Here is a 20,018-nt window from a genome sequence, read left to right on the forward strand (position 1 = left end):
GGGGCGATTTCAATCGCCAAGCGGGCCGAAGGTCCGCCCTGAGAGGCCCCACGGGGCAGCTGCGCTGCCCTTGGCGAATGAATTCGCCCCTACAGGAGGTGAGGAGGGGCTCAGAACAGCTTCAACGGTTCTTCGTCCAGCGCCGAGAGTTGCTCGCGCAGGGTGAGGATCTGATCGCCCCAGTAGCGTTCGCTGCCGAACCAGGAGAAGTGCATGGGGAAAGCCGGATCGTCCCAGCGGCGGGCGATCCAGGCGCTGTGGTGCATCAGGCGCAGGGCGCGCAGGCCCTCGATCAGCGGCAGCTCGCGCGGGTCGAAGTCGTGGAACTCCTGGTAGCCATCCATCAACTCGGATAGCTGGCCGAGGCGCTCGTGACGTTCACCGGCCAGCATCATCCAAAGGTCCTGGACTGCCGGGCCCATGCGGCAGTCGTCGAGGTCGACCATGTGGTAGACGTCGTCGCGGCATAGCAGGTTGCCGGGGTGGCAATCGCCGTGCAGCCGGATCGGCTGGTAGCGCACTTCGGCAAACAGCTTGTCCAGGCGCTTGAGCAGGTCGCGGGCCACCGACTCATAGGCTGGCAGCAGGCTGCGGGGAACGAAGTTGCCTTCCAGGAGGGTAGCCAGCGATTGGTGACCGAAGTTGTCTACCGCCAGGGTTTCGCGGTGTTCGAACGGGCGCGTGGAGCCCACTGCATGCAGGCGCCCAAGGAGCTGGCCGAGGCGATAGAGCTGGTCCAGGTTGCCCGGTTCCGGCGCGCGGCCGCCGCGGCGGGGGAAGAGGGCGAAGCGAAAGCCGGCATGTTCGAACAGGCTTTCACCGTCGCGTTGCAGCGGCGCCACCACCGGTACTTCGCATTCGGCGAGCTCGGCGCTGAAGCTGTGCTCTTCGCGTATCGCCGCGTCGCTCCAGCGTTGCGGGCGGTAGAACTTGGCAATCAGCGGCTCGGCGTCCTCGATGCCCACCTGGTAGACGCGGTTCTCGTAGCTGTTCAGCGCGAGGATGCGCATGTCGCTGAGGAAGCCGAGGCTTTCCACTGCGTCGAGTACGAGGTCGGGGGTGAGCTCATCAAAAGGGTGGGACATAGGAAACTCCGGCAGCAAGGCGCCCAGTCTATCCCCGGGAGCGATTTGCTGCGCGTCGGAATAACTGCGTTGCAAACGGCTTCGGACTGCTCATTTACAACTCGTAAACTCCGCGTCCTCAGCCGCTTGCGCCTTGTTCTTCTCTAGCTCGCGAAATCGCCCGCTGAGCTTCAGAGCGCGGTGCCGAGCAGCACCTGGCCGGCGGCGAATTGAGCGCGCACCGCGTGGCCGGTCTTCAGGCCAAGCGCGGCCAGCCGCTCGGGTTCGACCAGGGCGCAGAGGGTCTGGCCGCTGGCGAGGGCGATGCGCACTTCGCTGGGGCCGTCATCAGCGTCGAAGATTTCTTCGATCCGGCCCTCCAACTGGTTCAAGGTTTCGTCTGCCTGTTCGGAAATGGTCTGAAGCCGCAACCAGCCCGCCTTGATCAGGGCGACCACGCTGCGTCCCGGGGCCAGTTCCAGCTTCTCGGTGCTGTCGTGGGTGATCTGTGCCGCGAGGCAGGTACCGCCGGCCAGTTCGACGCGCACCAGGTCGTTGCGCCCCCTTGATTCGATGTCGAGAACGCGGCCGCTCAGCTGGTTGCGTGCGCTGGTGCGCAGCATCAGGCGGCCGAGCAGTTCCAGGTCCCGCTCGCTTTCGGCGCTTTCCAGCAGGCGCGCTTGCAGGCTTTGCAGGCGCTTGTAGAGCGCCAGCAGGCGTTCCCCTTCGGCCGACAATCGCGCGCCACCGCCGCCCTTGCCGCCCACCGAGCGTTCCACCAAGGGGCGTTCGGCGAGGTTGTTGAGCTCGTCGATGGCGTCCCAGGCGGCCTTGTAGCTCAAGCCCGCAGCCTTGGCGGCGCGGGTGATGGAGCCTTGCACGGCGATCTGTTCCAGCAGGGCCAGGCGCTGCGGGCGGCGGGTGAGTTGCTGGGTGAGGGCACTGGTCAGGCTCATGGGCGGATGGGTTCCTCCGGGCTTCTGGCGCGCAGGCTGCTCCCGCGGGTGCGCCACGTCAAGACTTCAGCGGTCGCCGGGACGGGGCGTGCGCGCGAGGCAGTAGACGTCCACCCGCGAGGCTCCCGCGCGCTTCAGCAGGCGGGCGAGGAAATGCGCAGTGGTGCCGGTGGTCAGCACGTCATCCACCAGGGCCAGATGCTGGTCTTTCACGTCGGCGAGAACGTCCAGGGCGAACGCACGTCGCAGGTTGCGGCGCCGTTCGGCCGCGTCCAGCCCCTGCTGGGGCGGGCCGTCCTCGATGCGCTGTAGCCATCGCTCCTGCAACGGGATATGCAGTTCGTCGCTCAGCCAGCGTCCCAGCATCTGTGCCTGGTTGAAGCCGCGTCGACGCAATCGGGGGGCTGCCAGAGGTACGGGCAGTAGCGCCCGTGGCCGGGGCAGGCCCTCGTTGAACGCATGGGCGAGGTGACGCGCCAGCAACTCCCCCAGCAAGCGCCCCTGGGGCCAGTTGCCCTGGTGCTTGAAGCGGGTAATCAGGCTGTCTACCGGAAAGCCATAGCGCCAAGGCGCTTCAACCCGGGTGAACGGCGGCGGGCGCTTCAGGCAATCGCCGCAGGGCAGCCCATGGGTGGGCAAGGGCAGGGCACAAACGGAGCAATGTCCGTTGAGCCAGGGCAGCTCCGCTTCACAGCCGCTGCAAATCGGCAGGGCGTCGCCCGGCGCGTGGCAGAGCAGGCAGGCGGGTGTGTGGAGAAGCCAGGCCGGCCGTAGCCGGGCGAGCAGTGCGAACATGGTCCCCTCCGTGGGACATGCGGTTCAGACGATCAGCCAGCTCATCACCACCAGTCCGAGGAAAGTGAGCACCAGGCCGCCGATGATGGACTTGCGAATGAAGGCGCGGATGCCGCTGTAGAGCAGGAGCAGGCCGATAACCAGCAGGAACAGGCTGAAGAAGGACACGTCCATGCCGATGGCCCGCGCCAGGCCGTTGAAAAAATCGTCGATGGCCTGGCCAATGCCGCCGAGCACGCCTGAAAGCAGGTCGACGACGAAGCGGATGACGGTTCCGATAATCTGACCCAGCCACTCAAAAAATCCTTCGGTGCGCATTGCAGTGTGATGCTCCTTCAGCGGCGAGCTGCCCTGGATTTGAGCCTCGCCGGTGATTCTGGTTCATTGATCGATCTGGCTAATAAATAATCAATTGTCAACCTGTGTCGCAAATCTGGTTGACAGCGTCATAGCTCAACTTATGATGCCCTAAGCCTGAATTCCCGGACTCCCGGTCCGGGTATCCCTGACAAAGGCGCCCTACAGCGTCGAAGGAAACCTACATGAGCGCAACCGCATCCATCGCTACCCGCCACGATTGGTCCCTCGCTGAGGTGAAGGCGCTGTTCGAGCAGCCGTTCAACGACCTGCTGTTCCAGGCCCAAATCGCTCACCGGGCACACTTCGATCCGAATCGGGTACAGGTTTCCACCCTGCTGTCGATCAAGACCGGCGCCTGCCCGGAAGACTGCAAGTACTGCCCGCAGTCCGGCCACTACAACACCGGCCTGGACAAGGAAAAGCTGATGGAAGTGCAGAAGGTCCTCGAGGCCGCTGCCGAAGCCAAGGCCATCGGCTCCACACGCTTCTGCATGGGCGCTGCCTGGAAGCATCCTTCGGCGAAAGACATGCCTTACGTCCTGGAAATGGTCAAAGGCGTGAAGAAGCTTGGCCTGGAAACCTGCATGACCCTGGGCCGACTGGACCAGGAGCAGACCCAGGCGCTGGCCGAAGCTGGCCTCGACTACTACAACCACAACCTGGATACCTCGCCGGAGTTCTACGGCAACATCATCACCACCCGCACCTACAGCGAGCGTCTGCAGACCCTGGCCTACGTGCGCGAAGCGGGGATGAAGATCTGCTCCGGCGGCATCCTCGGCATGGGCGAGTCGGTGGACGACCGCGCCGGCCTGCTGATCCAGCTGGCCAACCTGCCGGAGCATCCGGAGTCGGTGCCGATCAACATGCTGGTGAAAGTGAAGGGCACTCCGCTGGCGGAAGAGAAGGACGTCGATCCGTTCGATTTCATCCGCACCCTGGCGGTCGCCCGGATCATGATGCCGAAGTCCCATGTGCGCCTGTCCGCCGGCCGCGAGCAGATGAACGAGCAGATGCAGGCCCTGGCCTTCATGGCGGGCGCCAACTCGATCTTCTATGGCGAGAAACTGCTGACCACCAAGAACCCGCAAGCGGACAAGGACATGCAGCTGTTCGCGCGCCTCGGCATCAAGCCGGAAGAACGCGAAGAGCATGCCGACGAAGTGCACCAGGCTGCCATCGAGCAAGCCCTGGTCGAGCAGCGCGATTCGCAGATGTTCTACAACGCCGCCTCTGCCTGATACCGCGTTATCGAACCCTGTAGGAGCGAGCTTGCTCGCGAAGGGCGGCTCCTGCAGGTTCGCCAGCACGCTGGCTCCTAAGAAAAACCGAACCGCCCATGCCTTTTGATCTCGCCTCGCGCCTCGCCGCCCGCCATGCCGACAACCTCTATCGCCAGCGCCCATTGCTGGAAAGCCCCCAGGGGCCGGAGGTGGTGGTGGACGGCCGCCCCATGCTGGCCTTCTGTTCCAACGACTACCTTGGCCTGGCCGCCCATCCCGAGGTGAAGGCTGCCTTGCAGTCTGGCGTGGAGCGCTGGGGGGCCGGAGGTGGCGCTTCGCATCTGGTGATCGGCCATAGCGGACCGCATCACGATCTCGAACTGGCCCTGGCCGAGTTCACCGGCAGGCCTCGCGCACTGCTGTTCTCCACCGGCTACATGGCCAACCTGGGCGCGGTCACCGCGCTGCTGGCCAAGGGCGATACCGTGCTGGAGGACCGTCTCAACCACGCCTCCCTGCTGGATGCTGGACTGCTCTCCGGGGCGCGCTTCTCGCGCTATCTGCACAACGACGTCGGCAGCCTGGAAAGCCGTCTGGAGAAAGCCGAGGGCAATACGCTGGTCGTGACCGATGGCGTCTTCAGCATGGACGGCGACCTCGCGGAACTGCCGGCCATCTGCGCCGCCGCGAAAGCCCGTGGTGCCTGGGTGATGGTGGACGATGCCCATGGCTTCGGGCCGCTGGGGGCCAATGGCGGCGGCATCGTCGAGCATTTCGGCCTGGGCCTGGAGGATGTACCGGTGCTGGTCGGCACCTTGGGCAAGGCCTTCGGTACCGCTGGTGCATTCGTCGCCGGTAGCGAGGAGCTGATCGAAACGCTGATCCAGTTCGCCCGCCCCTACATCTACACCACCAGCCAGCCCCCGGCGGTGGCCTGCGCCACCCTGAAAAGCCTGGAGCTGCTGCAGCGCGAAAACTGGCGCCGTGAGCACCTGAACGCCCTGATCCGTCGCTTCCGCGAAGGCGCGACCGAAATCGGTCTGACGCCGATGGACAGCCCGACACCGATCCAGCCGATCCTGGTCGGTGACAGCGCCCGCGCCATGGAACTGTCCGCCATGCTGCGCGAGCGCGGAATCCTGGTCGGCGCCATTCGCCCGCCCACCGTGCCGGCCGGCAGCGCGCGACTGCGCGTCACTTTCTCCGCCGCCCACAGCGAAGAGCAGCTTGAATCCTTGCTGAGTGCCCTGGCGGAATGCTGGGAGAAACTGGCGAAGGAGAATGCCCCCGATGCGTGAGCGCCTGATTCTGCTGCCAGGCTGGGCCATTGGCCCCGCCGCCCTCGAACCCTTGCGCGAAGCTTTGCTGGAGCGCGCGCCGCACCTGGTGGTTGAGGTCGAGCCGCTGCCCGCCCTGGAACAGGCCGGTGCCTGGCTCGATGAGCTGGATTCCCGCCTCGCCACCGACAGCTGGCTGGCCGGCTGGTCGCTGGGTGGCATGCTCGCCGCGCAGCTGGCTGTGCGCCGGGGCGGTGCCTGCCGTGGCCTGATCGGCCTGTGCAGCAACATGAGTTTCCGTGATCGCGACGACTGGCCCTGCGCCATGTCCCAGGAAGTCTTCGCGGCTTTCCACGAGGCTTGCCGTCTCGATCCGGCACAGACCCTCAAACGCTTCACCATGTTGGTGGCCCAGGGCGCTCGGGACGCCCGCACCCTGGCCCGACAGCTGCAGGTCACCCAGGTGCCCACCGAACCCAAGGTGCTGGACGCGGGCCTGCGCTTGCTGGATGTGCTGGATATCCGAGCGGCTATCCAGGGGTACGGCGGACCGCAACTGCATCTGTTCGCCGGGCGCGATGCGCTGGTGCCAGCGACCGCCGCCGATGCGCTGCTGGAATGGCTGCCGGATGTGGAGGTGCAGGTATTTGCCGACGCCAGTCACGGCCTGCCGCTGGAGAGGCCGGACGAGGTCGCCGCGGCCATCCTCGGGTTCATGCGTGAGGGTGATGATGTCTGACGCCCGAAACGCTAAAGACGCCGAGGGCCATCTGCCGGACAAGCGCCAGGTAGCGGCTTCCTTCTCCCGCGCGGCGGACAGCTACGACAGCGTTGCTGCACTGCAGCGGGCGGTTGGCAACGAACTGCTGCGCCGGCTGCCGGAAGGCTTCACGCCGGACAACTGGGTGGATATGGGCTGCGGCACCGGCTACTTCTCGCGGGCTCTGGCCGAGCGATTCCCGCAAAGCGACGGCCTGGCGCTGGACATCGCCGAGGGCATGCTGCGCCACGCCCGTCCGCAGGGCGGCGCCAAGCGATTCGTCGCCGGCGATGCCGAGCACCTGCCGCTGGCCGGCGGCACTCAGCAATTGATCTTCTCCAGCCTGGCCGTGCAGTGGTGCGCCGACTTCGCCGCCGTGCTCGCCGAGGCCCGCCGCGTGCTGCAGCCGGGTGGCGTGTTCGCCTTCAGCAGCCTGTGCGTCGGCACCCTGCAGGAGTTGCGTGACAGTTGGCAGGCAGTGGACGGCTTTGTCCACGTCAACCGCTTCCGTCGCCTGGAGGATTACCAGGACCTCTGCGCCGCCAGTGGCCTGCTTCCACTGGAACTGGACAGTGAGCCCCAGGTATTGCACTACGCCGACCTGCGCACCCTCACCCACGAACTCAAGGCCCTTGGCGCGCATAACCTCAATCCGGGCCGCCCCGGCGGGCTCACCGGGCGGGCGCGCATCCTCGCGCTGGTGGAGGCTTATGAGCGCTTCCGCCAGTCACAGGGCCTGCCGGCCACCTACCAGGTGGTCTACGGCGTCATGAAAAAGGAAGACTGACATGCCAGTGGCCTATTTCGTCACCGGTACCGACACGGAGATCGGCAAGACCACCATCGCCGCGGGCCTGCTCCATTGCGCTCGGTCCCGGGGACTGTCCACGGCGGCGGCGAAGCCGGTGGCGTCAGGTTGCGAAGAAACCGCCGACGGCCTGCGCAACAGTGACGCGCTGGCGCTGTTGGGCGAATGCTCGTTGCCTCTGACTTACGACGAGGTCAATCCGCTGGCTTTCGCGCCGGCCATCGCACCGCACCTCGCCGCTCGGGAAGCGGGCGTCCAGTTGGACGTCGATGCGCTTGCCGCTCCGGTGCGCCGTGTGCTGGCGATGGGTGCCGACTTCAGCCTGGTTGAAGGCGCTGGCGGTTGGCGTGTCCCGCTGGCGGGGCAGGCCAATCTGTCCGACCTGCCCATCGCCCTCGGCCTGCCGGTGATCCTGGTGGTCGGTGTGCGCCTAGGCTGCATCAATCACGCCGTGCTGACTGCCGAGGCCATCCAGCGCGACGGCCTGACCCTGGCCGGCTGGGTGGCCAATGTGGTCGCCCCGCACACTTCTCGCCTGGAAGAGAATCTTGCGACCCTGGCCGAGCGCCTTCCAGCACCCTGCCTGGGCCGTGTACCACGCCTGGACGAGGCGACTCCGGCCGCTGTGGCTCGTCATCTCGACCTGGCACCGTTGGGCGCACTCATCCGACGTTGATTGCGCAAGACGATGCCGGCTGCTTCAATTGCCGGCATCGTCCATCGAGCTTCGGTATCCGACATGGAAATCCAGGGAAGTGGCTTCAGCGCAGGACTCGGCGCCATCCAATCCGGCCAGCGCATGATCCAGCAGGCAGCCGGTGAAATAGCCAGCAAGACTGTCAGCGGCGAGGGGGCTCAACAACCAGCCGACCTCACCAGCATCCTGCTCGCCCTGGAGGCCGGCAAGGTCCAGGCCGAGGCCGGCAGCATGGTCGCCAAGGCCACCGACCAGATGATCGGCAGTCTCATCGATACCTTCGCCTGATCCCCCCAAGGGCCGCTTAACGCGGCCCTTTTTTCATCCGCTCCTTCCTGACTCGTTCCGGCGCTGTCGCGCTGTTTCTTGATCTTTACTGTCTTCAGGCAGGGCCTTCGGCTGTCTGCCAGGGAGATGACCGGTCGGTCGGGCGCAGCGCTTGACAGCGAATTAGCATAAACGTATGTTTCAAACGCCTGTTTGATTGCTCTCGCAATTACCACAAGATGCCGTTAGCGACCGGCGCTCCGGTCAGCTGAACCAGGAACCCACTGCAGAGGTTTACCGCTATGCCTGATTACAAGGCCCCCTTGCGTGATATTCGCTTCGTTCGTGACGAACTGCTCGGCTACGAAGCGCACTATCAGAGCCTGCCTGGCTGCCAGGACGCTACCCCGGACATGGTCGACGCCATCCTTGAAGAGGGTGCCAAGTTCTGTGAGCAGGTGATCGCTCCGCTGAACCGTGTGGGTGACATCGAAGGCTGCACCTGGAGCGAGTCCGGCGTTAAGACCCCGACCGGCTTCAAGGAAGCCTACAAGCAGTTCGTCGAAGGCGGCTGGCCGAGCCTGGCCCATGACGTCGACCACGGCGGCCAGGGTCTGCCGGAATCCCTCGGCCTGGCCATCAGCGAGATGGTCGGCGAGGCCAACTGGTCCTGGGGCATGTACCCCGGCCTGTCCCACGGCGCGATGAACACCCTGTCCGCCCACGGCACCGACGACCAGAAGCACACCTACCTGACCAAGCTGGTATCCGGCGAGTGGACTGGCACCATGTGCCTGACCGAACCGCATTGCGGTACCGACCTGGGCATGCTGCGCACCAAGGCCGAGCCCCAGGCTGATGGTTCCTACAAAGTCACCGGCACCAAGATCTTCATCTCCGCCGGCGAACACGACATGGCCGACAACATCGTTCATATCGTCCTGGCCCGCCTGCCCGATGCACCGGCCGGCACCAAGGGTATCTCCCTGTTCATCGTTCCGAAGTTCATGCCCACTGCCGAAGGCAATGTGGGCGAGCGCAACGCCGTTTCCTGCGGCTCCATCGAGCACAAGATGGGCATCCACGGCAACGCCACCTGCGTGATGAACTTCGACGGCGCTACCGGTTTCCTGATCGGCCCGGCGAACAAAGGCCTGAACTGCATGTTCACCTTCATGAACACCGCTCGCCTGGGTACCGCGCTGCAAGGCCTGGCCCACGCTGAAATCGGTTTCCAGGGTGGCATCAAGTACGCTCGCGATCGTCTGCAGATGCGTTCCCTGACCGGCCCGAAAGCGCCGGACAAGGCTGCCGACCCGATCATCGTCCACCCGGATGTGCGTCGCATGCTGCTGACCATGAAGGCCTTCGCCGAAGGCAACCGCGCCATGGTCTACTTCACCGCCAAGCAGGTGGACATCGTCAAGTACAGCCAGGACGAAGAGCAGAAGAAAGCCGCTGACTCCCTGCTGGCCTTCCTGACCCCCATCGCCAAGGCCTTCATGACCGAAGTGGGCTTCGAGTCCGCTTCCCACGGCATGCAGATCTACGGTGGTCACGGCTTCATCAGCGAGTGGGGCATGGAGCAGAACCTGCGTGACTGCCGTATCTCCATGCTGTACGAAGGCACCACCGGTGTTCAGGCTCTCGACCTGCTGGGCCGCAAGATCCTGATGACCCAGGGCGAAGCGCTCAAGGGCTTCACCAAGATCGTGCACAAGTTCTGCCAGTCCAATGAAGGCAACGACGCCGTCAAGGAATTCGTCGAGCCGCTGGCCAAGCTGAACAAGGAGTGGGGCGACCTGACCATGAAGGTCGGCATGGCTGCCATGAAGGATCGCGAGGAAGTGGGTGCCGCTTCGGTGGATTACCTGATGTACTCCGGTTACGCCTGCCTGGCCTACTTCTGGGCCGACATGGCTCGCCTGGCTGCCGAGAAGCTGGCTGCCGGCGAAGGCGATGCTGCCTTCTACAAGGCCAAGCTGCAGACCGCGCGCTTCTACTTCAAGCGCATCCTGCCGCGTACCCGCACCCACGCTGAAACCATGCTGTCTGGTGCCAACAACCTGATGGACCTGGCCGAAGAAGATTTCGCCCTGGGTTACTAAGGTTCGGTGCTACACGAAAAGCCCGCCATCTGGCGGGCTTTTTCGTTGTACGAACCGTCTTCGCGTCGGGATATGGAGAAGTTCGCACTGGCCTCGTGCTTTGTGATTCGCGCCTGTGCAATCATATCGCCACCTCGATTTTTCCCCGTCTTTCGAACCCCAGGATCAGACCTCGTGCGGCCTCGTGCGTCCTATCGCGTCAGCCATTTCCTGCCTCCCTTGTCGTTGGTGGTCGGGGGCGGAGTGGTGGGCTCGCTGTCGGGAATGAACGAGTTCTTCACCTCCTTGTTCAATGTGCTTCCGACCCTGCTCCTCTTGCTGGGTGGCGCCTTTTGCTCGGCCTACGGTCGCGTGCGCCAGGTGGCGCTGCTGCTGGTGGTCTACCTGGCCTACTACCAGTTGGATACCCAGGTTGACTACTACCAGGCCGAGCGGGTGGTTCGGGAGGACGCCGGACTGGTCTTCCATCTGACCAGCCTGCTGCTGCCCCTGCTCTATGGCCTGTATGGCTGCTGGGAGGAACGCACCCACCTGTTGCAGGATTTCGTTGCGCGGGGCGCGGTGTTGATGGCCGTGCTCGGCGTGGTGGTAGCGCTCGGCAGCAGCTACCCGGATGCGATGCTGGGCGTGATCGGCAAGATCTACTGGCCCTTGCTGCATGGCGGCTGGATGACCCTGGTGCAACTCGCCTACCTGGCGTTCGCCATTGCCCTGGTGGCACTGATAGTCATCTATGTGCGTCAGCCTCGACCGCAGCATGCCGCGCAATTGCTCGGACTGTGCGGCCTGCTCTGGATGCTGCCCAAGACCTTCATGCTGCCCCACGCGCTGCACGTGATGAGCAGCCTGGTGATGCTCGCCCTCACGGCCTCGGTGGTGCAGGAGGCCTACCAGATGGCTTTCCGTGACGAGCTCACCGGCCTGCCCGGTCGTCGCGCGCTGAACGAGCGGTTGCGGCGTCTTGGTCGCAACTACGTGCTGGCGATGACCGACGTCGATCACTTCAAGAAATTCAACGACACCTACGGCCATGACGTGGGCGACCAGGTGCTGCGCCTGGTGGCCAGCCGCCTGCGTAAGGTCGGTGGTGGCGGCAAGGCCTATCGCTACGGCGGCGAGGAATTCACCATTCTCTTCCCCGGCAAGTCGGTGGACGACTGCATGCCGCATCTGGAGGCCGTGCGCCAGGCCATCGAGCAGTATCAGATGCACCTGCGAGACCCGGTTAGCCGACCGAAGAGCGACGACACCGGCCGTTCCCGGCGAGGTGCTGCCAGCGGGCAGGCGGTGTCGGTGACCATCAGCATCGGCGTGGCCGAGCGGGATGCCGAACAACGGACGCCGGAAGAGGTGATCAAAGCCGCTGACCAGGCGCTCTACAGTGCCAAGAGCGCCGGGCGTAACCGGGTCTTCCGTCACGGCGAGAATCGTCGTGGCGCGGTGCGGGTCAAAAGGGTCGCCCGTAGCTGAGGCAGCCAGTTATGACACTGCATTCAGCATCGGCAGCGTCATTGTGAGCAGGGCAGGGGCGCAGTAGGGTCAGACGATCGAGTGCTGCCCTCACAAGGAGAATCTGCCATGCCCGAATACAAGGCCCCACTTCGCGACATCCGTTTCCTCATCGACGAAGTCTTCGACTACCCGGCCAGCTACGCGGCACTGGGCGCCAGCGATGCCACACCGGACATGGTTGCCGCCATTCTCGAGGAAGGCGCCAAGTTCTGTGAGCAGGTGCTCTCGCCCATCAACCGCTCCGGCGATGAAGAAGAGTGCCAGTGGCGCGACGGCGTGGTGACCACGCCCAAGGGCTTCAAGGAAGCCTTCGCCCAGTACGTCGAAGGCGGCTGGAACGGCCTGGCGGCGGACCCGGCCTACGGCGGCCAGGGCCTGCCCCATTCCCTCGGACTGATCATCAGCGAGATGGTCGCCTCGGCCAACCAGTCCTGGGCCATGTACCCGGGCCTGACCCACGGCGCCATGTCGGCGATTCACGCCCATGGCACCGAAGAGCAGAAGCAGACCTACCTGACCCGCCTCACTGAAGGCCGCTGGACGGGCACCATGTGCCTGACCGAGCCCCATTGCGGCACCGACCTCGGCATCATCAAGACCCGCGCCGTGCCACAGGCCGATGGCAGCTACGCGATCTCCGGCACCAAGATCTTCATCTCCGCCGGCGAGCACGACATGAGCGAGAACATCGTCCACCTGGTGCTGGCCAAATTGCCCGACGCGCCGGCCGGCACCAAGGGCATCTCCCTGTTCATCGTGCCCAAGTTCCTCCCGGCCGGAGAGGGCGTTGGTGAGCGCAACGCCGTTTCCTGCGGCTCCATCGAGCACAAGATGGGCATCAAGGCTTCGGCGACCTGTGTGATGAACTTCGACAGCGCCAAAGGCTTCCTCATCGGCGAGGCCAACAAGGGCCTGAACTGCATGTTCACCATGATGAACCATGCGCGCCTGGGCACCGGCATGCAGGGCCTCTGCCTTGGCGAAGCCAGCTACCAGGGCGCCGTGCGGTACGCCAATGACCGTCTGCAGATGCGTGCCCTCACCGGGCCCAAGGCGCCGGACAAGGCGGCCGACCCGATCATCGTGCACCCCGACGTGCGCCGTATGCTGCTGACGATGAAGGCCTTCAACGAAGGCAACCGCGCGCTGGCCTATTTCACCGCCCAGCAACTGGACATCGCCCATCGCAGCGACAGCGCCGAGCAGCGCGAAGAAGCCGAGAACCTGCTCGCCTTCCTCACCCCGATCTGCAAGGCATTCATGACCGATTCCGGTCTCGAAGCCACCAACCTCGGCATGCAGGTGTTCGGCGGCCACGGCTACATCCGCGAATGGGGCATGGAACAGCTGGTGCGCGATTGCCGCATCGCCCCCATCTATGAGGGCACCAACGGCATCCAGGCGCTCGACCTGCTAGGCCGCAAGGTACTGGGCAGCCAGGGCAAGCTGCTGCGCGGCTTCACCAAATTGATTCACAAGCTCTGCCAGGCCCAGGCCGAGCACCCGCGATTCAAGGCGCAGGTAGCCGAGCTGGCGCGCCTCAACCAGCAGTGGGGCGAGTTGACCCAGAAGGTCGGCATGGCCGCCATGAAGAACCCGGACGAAGTGGGCGCCGCCGCGCTGGATTACCTGATGTACTCCGGCTACATCACCCTGGCCTGGTTCTGGTTGCGCATGGCCCTGGTGGCGGAAGCCAAGCTGCAGGCGGGCGAGGGCGACAGCGCCTACTATCAGACCAAGCTGGCGACCTGCGACTTCTACTTCAAGCGCCTGCTGCCGCGCACCGAGGCCCACCGGGCGGCGGTGGAGGCAGGCAGCGATTGCCTGATGCAGTTGCCTGCGGAGAACTTCTCGCTCTGACCCGCCGATGGACGGTTCGAAGGCCCGCCTGGAGCGGGCCTTTTACTTTCTACCGGGGTGCGTGACCGACTGCGACTGTATAGTCACTAAGTGACACTATGTCTCCAAAAAGTTGTTCATGTACACTCCGGGTCTATCCGTGAAACCGGCCCCACTGGCCACCTGTGAGTGATTACGAGGTTTGCAATGGCTGACTACAAAGCGCCCCTGCGCGATATGCGCTTCGTCCTCAATGAAGTCTTCGAGGTCGCCAAGCTCTGGGCTGAGCTGCCTGCCCTGGCCGAAGTGGTCGACGCCGATACCGCCTCCGCCATCCTGGAAGAAGCCGGCAAGGTCACCGGCGGCGTGATCGCCCCGCTGAACCGCAGCGGCGACGAAGAAGGCTGCCAGTGGAAAGATGGCGCCGTGAGCACCCCGGCCGGCTTCCCCTCGGCCTACAAGACCTACGCCGAAGGCGGCTGGGTCGGCGTGGGCGGTGACCCCGTATTCGGCGGCATGGGCATGCCCAAGGTGATCTCCGCCCAGGTGGAAGAAATGGTCAACGCGGCCAACCTGTCCTTCGGCCTGTACCCGATGCTGACCGCCGGCGCCTGCCTGTCGATCAACGCCCACGCCAGCGAAGAGCTGAAGGAAAAGTACCTGCCGAACATGTACGCGGGTGTCTGGGCCGGCTCCATGTGCCTGACCGAACCGCATGCCGGTACCGACCTCGGCATCATCCGCACCAAGGCCGAACCCCAGGCCGACGGCAGCTACAAGATCACCGGCACCAAGATCTTCATCACTGGCGGTGAGCACGATCTGACCGAGAATATCATCCACCTGGTACTGGCCAAGCTGCCGGATGCCCCGGCTGGTCCGAAGGGCATCTCGCTGTTCCTGGTGCCGAAGGTGATGGTCAACGCCGACGGTTCGCTCGGCGAGCAGAACGCCGTTTCCTGCGGCTCCATCGAACACAAGATGGGCATCAAGGGTTCGGCCACCTGCGTGATGAACTTCGACGGCGCCACCGGCTACATCGTCGACGCCCCGAACAAGGGGCTGGCCGCCATGTTCACCATGATGAACTACGAGCGCCTGGGCGTTGGTATCCAGGGCCTGGCCTCCGGCGAGCGTTCCTACCAGAGCGCCGTGGAATACGCCCGCGAGCGTATCCAGAGCCGCGCGCCGACCGGCCCGGTCGCCAAGGAAAAGGCCGCTGACCCGATCATCGTCCACCCGGACGTGCGTCGCATGCTGCTGACCATGAAAGCGACCAACGAAGGCGGTCGCGCCTTCTCCAGCTACGTCGCCATGCAGCTGGACACCGCCAAGTTCAGCGAAGACCCCGTCGTGCGTAAGCGCGCGGAAGAAATGGTCGCCCTGCTGACCCCTGTGGCCAAGGCGTTCCTGACCGACCTCGGCCTGGAAACTACCATTCACGGCCAGCAGGTCTTCGGCGGCCACGGCTTCATCCGCGAGTGGGGTCAGGAGCAGCTGGTGCGTGACGTGCGCATCACCCAGATCTACGAAGGCACCAACGGCATCCAGGCCCTCGACTTGGTGGGCCGTAAGGTGGTGGCCAGCGGTGGCGCGTTCTACAAGCACTTCGCTGACGAGATCAAGGCCTTCGCCAACGGCGCTTCCGCGGATCTGGCTGAGTTCACCGAGCCGCTGAAAGCGGCCGTCGCCAACCTCGACGAGCTGACCGCGTGGGTCTTGGATAGCGCGAAGAACAACCCGAATGAAATCGGCGCCGCTTCGGTGGAGTACCTCCACGTGTTCGGCTACACCGCCTACGCCTACATGTGGGCCCTGATGGCCCGCGCTGCCCTGGGGAAAGAAGGTCAGGACGACTTCTACGCCAGCAAGCTCGGCACCGCGCGCTTCTACTTCGCCCGCCTGCTGCCGCGCATCCACTCCCTGACCGCCTCGGTGAAGGCCGGCAGCGAGTCGCTCTACCTGCTGGACGCTGAGCAGTTCTAAGCGCTACCCGGCAGACACAAAGCCCCGCAATTGCGGGGCTTTGTGTTTTCAGGGGATGCCTTTCTGTAGGGGCGAATTCATTCGCGAAGGTCCGCACTGCGGCCCCGTAGGTTGTCGCCGAGGAACGAGGCCCAACGGCGCGGGGTGAGTCCGCAATGTCGGGTTTCGCAAGCTCTACCCAACCTACGAAAAGCGAGAACTGCTTCCCTGTGGAAGCATCAAGGCTCCAACGAATCCGCCAGCGTCGGATCGTCGATAAAACGGTTGCGATTGCCCTGGATTGATTCGATCTTGCTGTTGCGCGCGCGTTCCTCGTCATCCACCGGGTCCAGGCGGTTCCACTGCTGGAACATCTGCAACTGCCCGACGATGGGCAGGCCGTATTCCGTATGCATGTAGAAAATCGCTCGTGCCACGTTGCCCTTGGCCGCGTCGCGGGGCTCCACCAGTTGGTACGCGGATTTGAAGTCGCAGTCGGCCAGCGTGCTCTGACTGCCTTCGCCCACAGTGCCGAACAGGGCGTTGCGCCGCGCCAGTTCGATGCGCGACTGGTCCGGGTAGAGGTTGTGCAGGTCGGCAAGCATGTAGGGGTACTGCGGATTGGCAACCTGGCATTGGCTGTCGGTGACGCAGCGCAGTGCGCTCTTGATCTGCTTGGCGCTGTACACCGGGCTCGCGCTGAGCAGGCCGCTCGGAGCGCTGAAGGCCTTGCCGCAATAAAGCGTGACACCGCCGCCAGCGTAGAGCTGTTGCCAGAAGGCCTGCTCGACCGCGGCCTTGGGATCGGCCAGGCGGTCCTGGCCGCCGGCGTATGCATGGCTGGCGGCCGTGGCCGCCAGGCAAAAGAGGGCAGTAACAACTGGGCGCATGGTAATGACCCTGGGACCGCCGTGTCGGGGTCTGTAGTTCTTGTAGGACAAAACGAGTCTAACAATACAGTCAGGGGCAAACCAAGACCAACCGATCGCTTGCTTGGTTGCGCCTTTAGGTTGCAACGGCAGTCAGCTAATTCCGAAATCGTGTAAGCATTGGCTTACAAGCGCTGGTGGCTATGGCTCCTTTCGGACACTGGTGGCGGGGATTAATCTTCAAACCATTGGACGTCGCGCAGGAAGCGCATTGCAAAACAGGGATACGCCGGATTTCCGCCAGGATGGCGGTCAGATCAGGGATGTCGGGACACAGTCTGCAAAACCTCGCTTCGGCGAGGTTTTTCTTTTTCTGCGTTGCGCAAAGCCCGCCAGATCAATAGTCCTTCGGCCCCACCGCTCTTTCGAGCATCGAGCGCAGCAGCTCCAGGGTCGCCTGCTGGCGCTGGGCATCGCGGAACACCAATCCCACCTTCAACGGCACCCGTGGCTCACTCAGGGGTTTCCACAGCAGCCGCTGGTTGGCGTGCATCTGCCGCGCGCGGCCGGGCAACACCGTGGCCAATAGGGTGTGCGGCAGGCTGTCGAGGATGCCCGCCATATGGTTCAGCTCCGCCTGCACATGTGGGCGGCGGCCGAGCAGGGCGAGCTGCTCCTGCCAGATCTGCCGGATGCGGAATTCTTCGCCGAGCAGGAGCATCGGCAGTTCAGCCGCCTGGCTCAGGGAAACCTTCTTGAATTCCTTCAGCGGGTGCTCGGTGGGAATCACCAGCTGCAACTCATCTTCGTAGAGCAACTGGCTGTGCAGCCCCGGCTGGCGCGGCGGCAGGAAGCCGATGCCGATGTCGAGGTTGCCGGTCAGCAGGCGACGCTCGATATCCAGCCCCGACAGCTCGTAGATCTGCACCACCAGCTGCGGCTGCGCCTCGCGCAGGCGTTCCAGCAGCAGGGGGACCAGCGCCGCATTCACCGTTTGCAGTACGCCGATAGCCAGGCTGCGCGGCGACTGGCCACGGAAGCCGCGCAGGGCTTCGCGGGCGCGCTCCAGCCCATCCAGCAAGGGCAGGGCGTGGCTATACAGGGTGTGCGCGGCCAGGGTCGGCAGCAGGCGTTTGCCGCTGCGTTGGAACAGGCTGACGTCCAGGCTCTGTTCCAGCTGGCGGATCTGCTGGGAAAGTGCGGGTTGCGACAGGCTGAGGCGCTCGGCGGCTCGACCGACATGGCCTTCCTCGTAGAGCGCGACGAAGTAGCGGAGCTGACGAAAATCCATAAGCGTTACTTATCGATAAAGCAGGAAAATCGAAATGGCCCATGATGCTTTCAGTCCATAGCCTATGCGGCGTAGAGACTGTTTCTCGCGCTGGAGAGGGCGAATGTCAGCGATTGTCGTCAATGGGGTTTTCATAGGTAAAGCCGAAGATATAGGTGGCGGTTTGTCCAGCGCAATCGACAAGCAGCCGATCGACCACCGCCTCTGGCTCTGGCCCCAGGGGCTGGGCAGTGACGAGCAGGGCGATCCACGCTTTCACGGTGGCCCGGAACGGGCCCTGCACCACTATCCGGCCGAGCATTACGAATACTGGCGCAAGCATTTCCGCGACGTCGACTGGAAGGCGCCAAGTTTCGGCGAAAACCTTTCCACCTACGGCCTGACCGAAGACCAGGTGTGCATCGGCGACATCTTCCGCTGGGGACAGGCCTTCATCCAGGTCAGTCAGCCGCGTTCGCCCTGCTATCGCCTAAGCCGGCGCTGGGGAATTCCCGACCTGCCGCAAAGGGTGCAGGAAACCGGCCGCTGCGGCTGGTTCTACTGCGTGCTGCGGCCCGGCTTCGTCAGCCAGGAAGATTCGCTGGAACTGATCCAGCGCAGCTACCCCGGCCTGACCGTCGCCCACGCTATTCAGAGCTACTTCCACTACCCGCTGGAGCACGCTGGCCTGCAACAACTGCAGCAGTGCGAGGCGTTAACCGGTCGCTGGCGCGATACCATTGCCAGGCGCCTCACCACCGGCCTGGTGGAAGACTGGAATGCGCGCTTGCAGGGCTTGCCGCTGGAGGGGATGCGCGCATGAGCGACTACCGCATAAGCCTGCGTCGTGACGACGTGCTGTTCGCCGAAATCAGCGTGAGCCAGGCGCGCTACGTGGAAATGACCCACGAGATGCGCAAGCGCTTCCCGCGCGAGGAAGGTTTCAGCCTGCACATCGAGCACCGTCGGGAACTCCGCCGCATCCTCGAACAGGGCCCGGACGGCCTGCGCCTGCTGGGCATTGAGTATCGCCATGAAGAGGTGTCCGAACATGCGTGACGCCCTCGCCGACCTGCGCCTGATGAAGACCGTGGAACGACCCACACAGCTGTTCGTGCGCGGCCAGGGTTCCTGGCTCTGGGATTCCGAAGGCCATGCCTTCCTGGACTTCACCCAGGGCTGGGCAGTGAACAGCCTCGGCCATAGCCCCAGCGTCGTAGTGAATGCACTCAAGCGTCAGGCGGAGAGCCTGATCAACCCCGGCCCGGCCTACTACAACCGCGGCATGCTCGAACTGGCCTCGCGCTTGTGCCAGGCCAGCGGCAGCGACCAGGTGTATTTCCTCAACAGCGGTGCCGAGGCCAACGAAGGGGCGATCAAGCTGGCGCGCAAGTGGGGCCAGCTGCATCGGGGCGGCGCCTTCGGCATCGTCACCGCGAGCAACAGCTTTCACGGCCGCACGCTGGCCACCATGTCGGCTTCCGGCAAGCCGGCCTTCGAAGCGATGTTCGAGCCCAAGGTGCCCGGTTTTACCAAGGTCCCCTACAACGACCTCGAGGCCCTGGCCGCTGCCGTGGACGCGGCGACGGTGGCGGTGATGCTGGAGCCTGTACAGGGCGAAGCCGGCGTTATCCCCGCCACGCTGGATTACCTGCAGGGTGCAGAGCGCCTGTGCCGCGAGCGCGGCGTGCTGCTGATCCTCGATGAAGTGCAGACCGGCATCGGCCGTTGCGGCACCTTGCTGGCGGAAGAGCTGTACGGCATTCGCGCCGACATCATCACCCTTGGCAAGGGACTGGGTGGGGGTGTGCCCCTGGCCGCGCTGCTGGCCCGTGGCAACGCCTGCTGCTTCGAGCCGGGCGAGCAGGGCGGTACCTACCACGGCAACGCCCTGATGACGGCCGCCGGCCTGGCGGTGCTGAACACCGTGCTGGAGCCTGGCTTCCTGGAACAGGTGCGCGACGTGGCCCAGCACCTGCGCGAAGGCCTGGCGCGGGTGTCCCGTCGCCACGGTCATGGTCCCCTGCGTGGCCACGGACTGATGGTCGGCCTTCCACTGATCCACCAGTCCGCGCCCCTCGTGGCGCGGCATGCTTTCGCCGAAGGGCTGCTGATCAATGCGCCGCAGCCCGACTGCCTGCGCTTCACCCCGGCGCTGACGGTAAGTCGCGCCAATGTCGATGAAATGCTCAAGCGCCTGAACCGCGCCTTCGCCCTGGCCAAGAGCAAACCCCTGGAAATCGCCTGA

At 64.5% G+C, this 20,018-nt stretch carries 19 protein-coding genes; 13 read left to right on the forward strand and 6 right to left on the reverse strand.

The window, feature by feature from the left end; translation table 11 throughout:
* Positions 1-110: 110 nt before the first annotated feature.
* From MnOB_RS00385 to MnOB_RS00400, 4 genes are all read right to left on the reverse strand, one after another.
* A complete protein-coding gene (locus MnOB_RS00385; protein WP_077520604.1) occupies positions 111-1,085 on the reverse strand; it encodes a serine/threonine protein kinase in 975 nt (324 codons plus the stop codon).
* A 170-nt stretch (positions 1,086-1,255) separates the two neighbouring features.
* On the reverse strand, positions 1,256-2,020 hold the full coding sequence (locus tag MnOB_RS00390; protein WP_077520607.1) for a TOBE domain-containing protein: 765 nt from the start codon (positions 2,018-2,020) through the stop codon (positions 1,256-1,258).
* Between the two features lie 66 nt (positions 2,021-2,086).
* On the reverse strand, positions 2,087-2,815 hold the full coding sequence (locus MnOB_RS00395; RefSeq protein WP_077520610.1) for a ComF family protein: 729 nt from the start codon (positions 2,813-2,815) through the stop codon (positions 2,087-2,089).
* A 24-nt stretch (positions 2,816-2,839) separates the two neighbouring features.
* Positions 2,840-3,133 carry a hypothetical protein gene (locus MnOB_RS00400; RefSeq protein ID WP_077520613.1) on the reverse strand — a complete coding sequence of 98 codons (294 nt, stop codon included), beginning with the start codon at positions 3,131-3,133 and terminating at the stop codon, positions 2,840-2,842.
* A 224-nt stretch (positions 3,134-3,357) separates the two neighbouring features.
* Here MnOB_RS00400 and bioB point away from each other — a divergent pair, with 224 nt between their 5' ends.
* The 10 genes from bioB to MnOB_RS00450 all read left to right on the forward strand — a co-directional run bounded on the left by bioB (position 3,358) and on the right by MnOB_RS00450 (position 15,652).
* The gene (gene bioB, locus MnOB_RS00405) at positions 3,358-4,416 is read left to right on the forward strand and encodes a biotin synthase BioB (RefSeq protein WP_077520615.1); all 1,059 of its coding nucleotides are present in this window, start codon (positions 3,358-3,360) and stop codon (positions 4,414-4,416) included.
* Between the two features lie 98 nt (positions 4,417-4,514).
* Positions 4,515-5,696 (forward strand): 8-amino-7-oxononanoate synthase, encoded by a 1,182-nt coding sequence (bioF, locus tag MnOB_RS00410; RefSeq protein ID WP_077520618.1) that lies wholly within the window; start codon positions 4,515-4,517, stop codon positions 5,694-5,696.
* Complete coding sequence (locus MnOB_RS00415; RefSeq protein WP_077520622.1) at positions 5,689-6,414, forward strand: alpha/beta fold hydrolase; 726 nt, start codon at positions 5,689-5,691, stop codon at positions 6,412-6,414. The genes bioF and MnOB_RS00415 overlap by 8 nt, the downstream gene beginning before the upstream one ends.
* On the forward strand, positions 6,407-7,222 hold the full coding sequence (bioC, locus tag MnOB_RS00420) for a malonyl-ACP O-methyltransferase BioC (protein WP_077520625.1): 816 nt from the start codon (positions 6,407-6,409) through the stop codon (positions 7,220-7,222). Before MnOB_RS00415 ends, bioC begins: the two co-directional genes overlap by 8 nt.
* 1 nt (position 7,223) lies before the next feature.
* On the forward strand, positions 7,224-7,919 hold the full coding sequence (gene bioD, locus MnOB_RS00425; RefSeq protein WP_077520628.1) for a dethiobiotin synthase: 696 nt from the start codon (positions 7,224-7,226) through the stop codon (positions 7,917-7,919).
* A gap of 12 nt (positions 7,920-7,931) precedes the next feature.
* Entirely contained in the window at positions 7,932-8,228 is a 297-nt protein-coding gene (locus tag MnOB_RS00430) for a hypothetical protein (protein ID WP_371578663.1), read from the forward strand.
* A 281-nt stretch (positions 8,229-8,509) separates the two neighbouring features.
* Positions 8,510-10,315: a phenylacyl-CoA dehydrogenase gene (locus MnOB_RS00435; RefSeq protein WP_077520634.1), complete on the forward strand. Its 1,806-nt coding sequence runs from the start codon at positions 8,510-8,512 to the stop codon at positions 10,313-10,315.
* 174 nt (positions 10,316-10,489) lie between these two features.
* Positions 10,490-11,785 (forward strand): GGDEF domain-containing protein, encoded by a 1,296-nt coding sequence (locus tag MnOB_RS00440; RefSeq protein WP_077520637.1) that lies wholly within the window; start codon positions 10,490-10,492, stop codon positions 11,783-11,785.
* Between the two features lie 108 nt (positions 11,786-11,893).
* Positions 11,894-13,687, forward strand: coding sequence for an acyl-CoA dehydrogenase C-terminal domain-containing protein (locus MnOB_RS00445; RefSeq protein ID WP_077520639.1), 1,794 nt, complete (start codon positions 11,894-11,896; stop codon positions 13,685-13,687).
* A gap of 186 nt (positions 13,688-13,873) precedes the next feature.
* On the forward strand, positions 13,874-15,652 hold the full coding sequence (locus MnOB_RS00450) for an acyl-CoA dehydrogenase C-terminal domain-containing protein (RefSeq protein WP_077520642.1): 1,779 nt from the start codon (positions 13,874-13,876) through the stop codon (positions 15,650-15,652).
* Between the two features lie 218 nt (positions 15,653-15,870).
* Here the strand turns inward: MnOB_RS00450 and MnOB_RS00455 are convergent, their stop codons facing one another.
* Positions 15,871-16,521 (reverse strand): endonuclease I family protein, encoded by a 651-nt coding sequence (locus MnOB_RS00455; protein ID WP_077520644.1) that lies wholly within the window; start codon positions 16,519-16,521, stop codon positions 15,871-15,873.
* Between the two features lie 376 nt (positions 16,522-16,897).
* A complete protein-coding gene (locus MnOB_RS00460; RefSeq protein WP_077520647.1) occupies positions 16,898-17,791 on the reverse strand; it encodes a LysR family transcriptional regulator in 894 nt (297 codons plus the stop codon).
* Positions 17,792-17,894: 103 nt separating this feature from the next.
* On the opposite strand from MnOB_RS00460, the gene MnOB_RS00465 reads away from it, so the two are divergent.
* From MnOB_RS00465 to MnOB_RS00475, 3 genes are read left to right on the forward strand one after another with little or no spacing between them, the layout of a single operon-like run.
* Positions 17,895-18,593: an MOSC domain-containing protein gene (locus tag MnOB_RS00465; protein ID WP_077520650.1), complete on the forward strand. Its 699-nt coding sequence runs from the start codon at positions 17,895-17,897 to the stop codon at positions 18,591-18,593.
* The gene (locus tag MnOB_RS00470) at positions 18,590-18,829 is read left to right on the forward strand and encodes a hypothetical protein (RefSeq protein ID WP_077520653.1); all 240 of its coding nucleotides are present in this window, start codon (positions 18,590-18,592) and stop codon (positions 18,827-18,829) included. The genes MnOB_RS00465 and MnOB_RS00470 overlap by 4 nt, the downstream gene beginning before the upstream one ends.
* On the forward strand, positions 18,822-20,018 hold the full coding sequence (locus tag MnOB_RS00475; protein ID WP_077520655.1) for an aminotransferase class III-fold pyridoxal phosphate-dependent enzyme: 1,197 nt from the start codon (positions 18,822-18,824) through the stop codon (positions 20,016-20,018). Before MnOB_RS00470 ends, MnOB_RS00475 begins: the two co-directional genes overlap by 8 nt.

This window comes from Metapseudomonas resinovorans (assembly GCF_002003485.1).
Classification (GTDB): Bacteria; Pseudomonadota; Gammaproteobacteria; order Pseudomonadales; family Pseudomonadaceae; genus Metapseudomonas; species Metapseudomonas resinovorans_D.

What these genes read in the sequence shown, in the direction of transcription:
- MnOB_RS00430 (WP_371578663.1), top strand. Translation starts at nt 7,932, where the DNA reads ATGCCGGCTGCTTCAATTGCCGGCATCGTCCATCGAGCTTCGGTATCC.
- MnOB_RS00455 (WP_077520644.1), bottom strand. Translation starts at nt 16,521, where the DNA reads ATGCGCCCAGTTGTTACTGCCCTCTTTTGCCTGGCGGCCACGGCCGCC.
- MnOB_RS00445 (WP_077520639.1), top strand. Translation starts at nt 11,894, where the DNA reads ATGCCCGAATACAAGGCCCCACTTCGCGACATCCGTTTCCTCATCGAC.
- MnOB_RS00415 (WP_077520622.1), top strand. Translation starts at nt 5,689, where the DNA reads ATGCGTGAGCGCCTGATTCTGCTGCCAGGCTGGGCCATTGGCCCCGCC.
- MnOB_RS00390 (WP_077520607.1), bottom strand. Translation starts at nt 2,020, where the DNA reads ATGAGCCTGACCAGTGCCCTCACCCAGCAACTCACCCGCCGCCCGCAG.
- bioD (WP_077520628.1), top strand. Translation starts at nt 7,224, where the DNA reads ATGCCAGTGGCCTATTTCGTCACCGGTACCGACACGGAGATCGGCAAG.
- MnOB_RS00435 (WP_077520634.1), top strand. Translation starts at nt 8,510, where the DNA reads ATGCCTGATTACAAGGCCCCCTTGCGTGATATTCGCTTCGTTCGTGAC.
- MnOB_RS00395 (WP_077520610.1), bottom strand. Translation starts at nt 2,815, where the DNA reads ATGTTCGCACTGCTCGCCCGGCTACGGCCGGCCTGGCTTCTCCACACA.
- bioC (WP_077520625.1), top strand. Translation starts at nt 6,407, where the DNA reads ATGTCTGACGCCCGAAACGCTAAAGACGCCGAGGGCCATCTGCCGGAC.
- MnOB_RS00475 (WP_077520655.1), top strand. Translation starts at nt 18,822, where the DNA reads ATGCGTGACGCCCTCGCCGACCTGCGCCTGATGAAGACCGTGGAACGA.
- bioF (WP_077520618.1), top strand. Translation starts at nt 4,515, where the DNA reads ATGCCTTTTGATCTCGCCTCGCGCCTCGCCGCCCGCCATGCCGACAAC.
- MnOB_RS00460 (WP_077520647.1), bottom strand. Translation starts at nt 17,791, where the DNA reads ATGGATTTTCGTCAGCTCCGCTACTTCGTCGCGCTCTACGAGGAAGGC.
- MnOB_RS00385 (WP_077520604.1), bottom strand. Translation starts at nt 1,085, where the DNA reads ATGTCCCACCCTTTTGATGAGCTCACCCCCGACCTCGTACTCGACGCA.
- MnOB_RS00400 (WP_077520613.1), bottom strand. Translation starts at nt 3,133, where the DNA reads ATGCGCACCGAAGGATTTTTTGAGTGGCTGGGTCAGATTATCGGAACC.
- MnOB_RS00450 (WP_077520642.1), top strand. Translation starts at nt 13,874, where the DNA reads ATGGCTGACTACAAAGCGCCCCTGCGCGATATGCGCTTCGTCCTCAAT.
- MnOB_RS00470 (WP_077520653.1), top strand. Translation starts at nt 18,590, where the DNA reads ATGAGCGACTACCGCATAAGCCTGCGTCGTGACGACGTGCTGTTCGCC.
- bioB (WP_077520615.1), top strand. Translation starts at nt 3,358, where the DNA reads ATGAGCGCAACCGCATCCATCGCTACCCGCCACGATTGGTCCCTCGCT.
- MnOB_RS00465 (WP_077520650.1), top strand. Translation starts at nt 17,895, where the DNA reads ATGTCAGCGATTGTCGTCAATGGGGTTTTCATAGGTAAAGCCGAAGAT.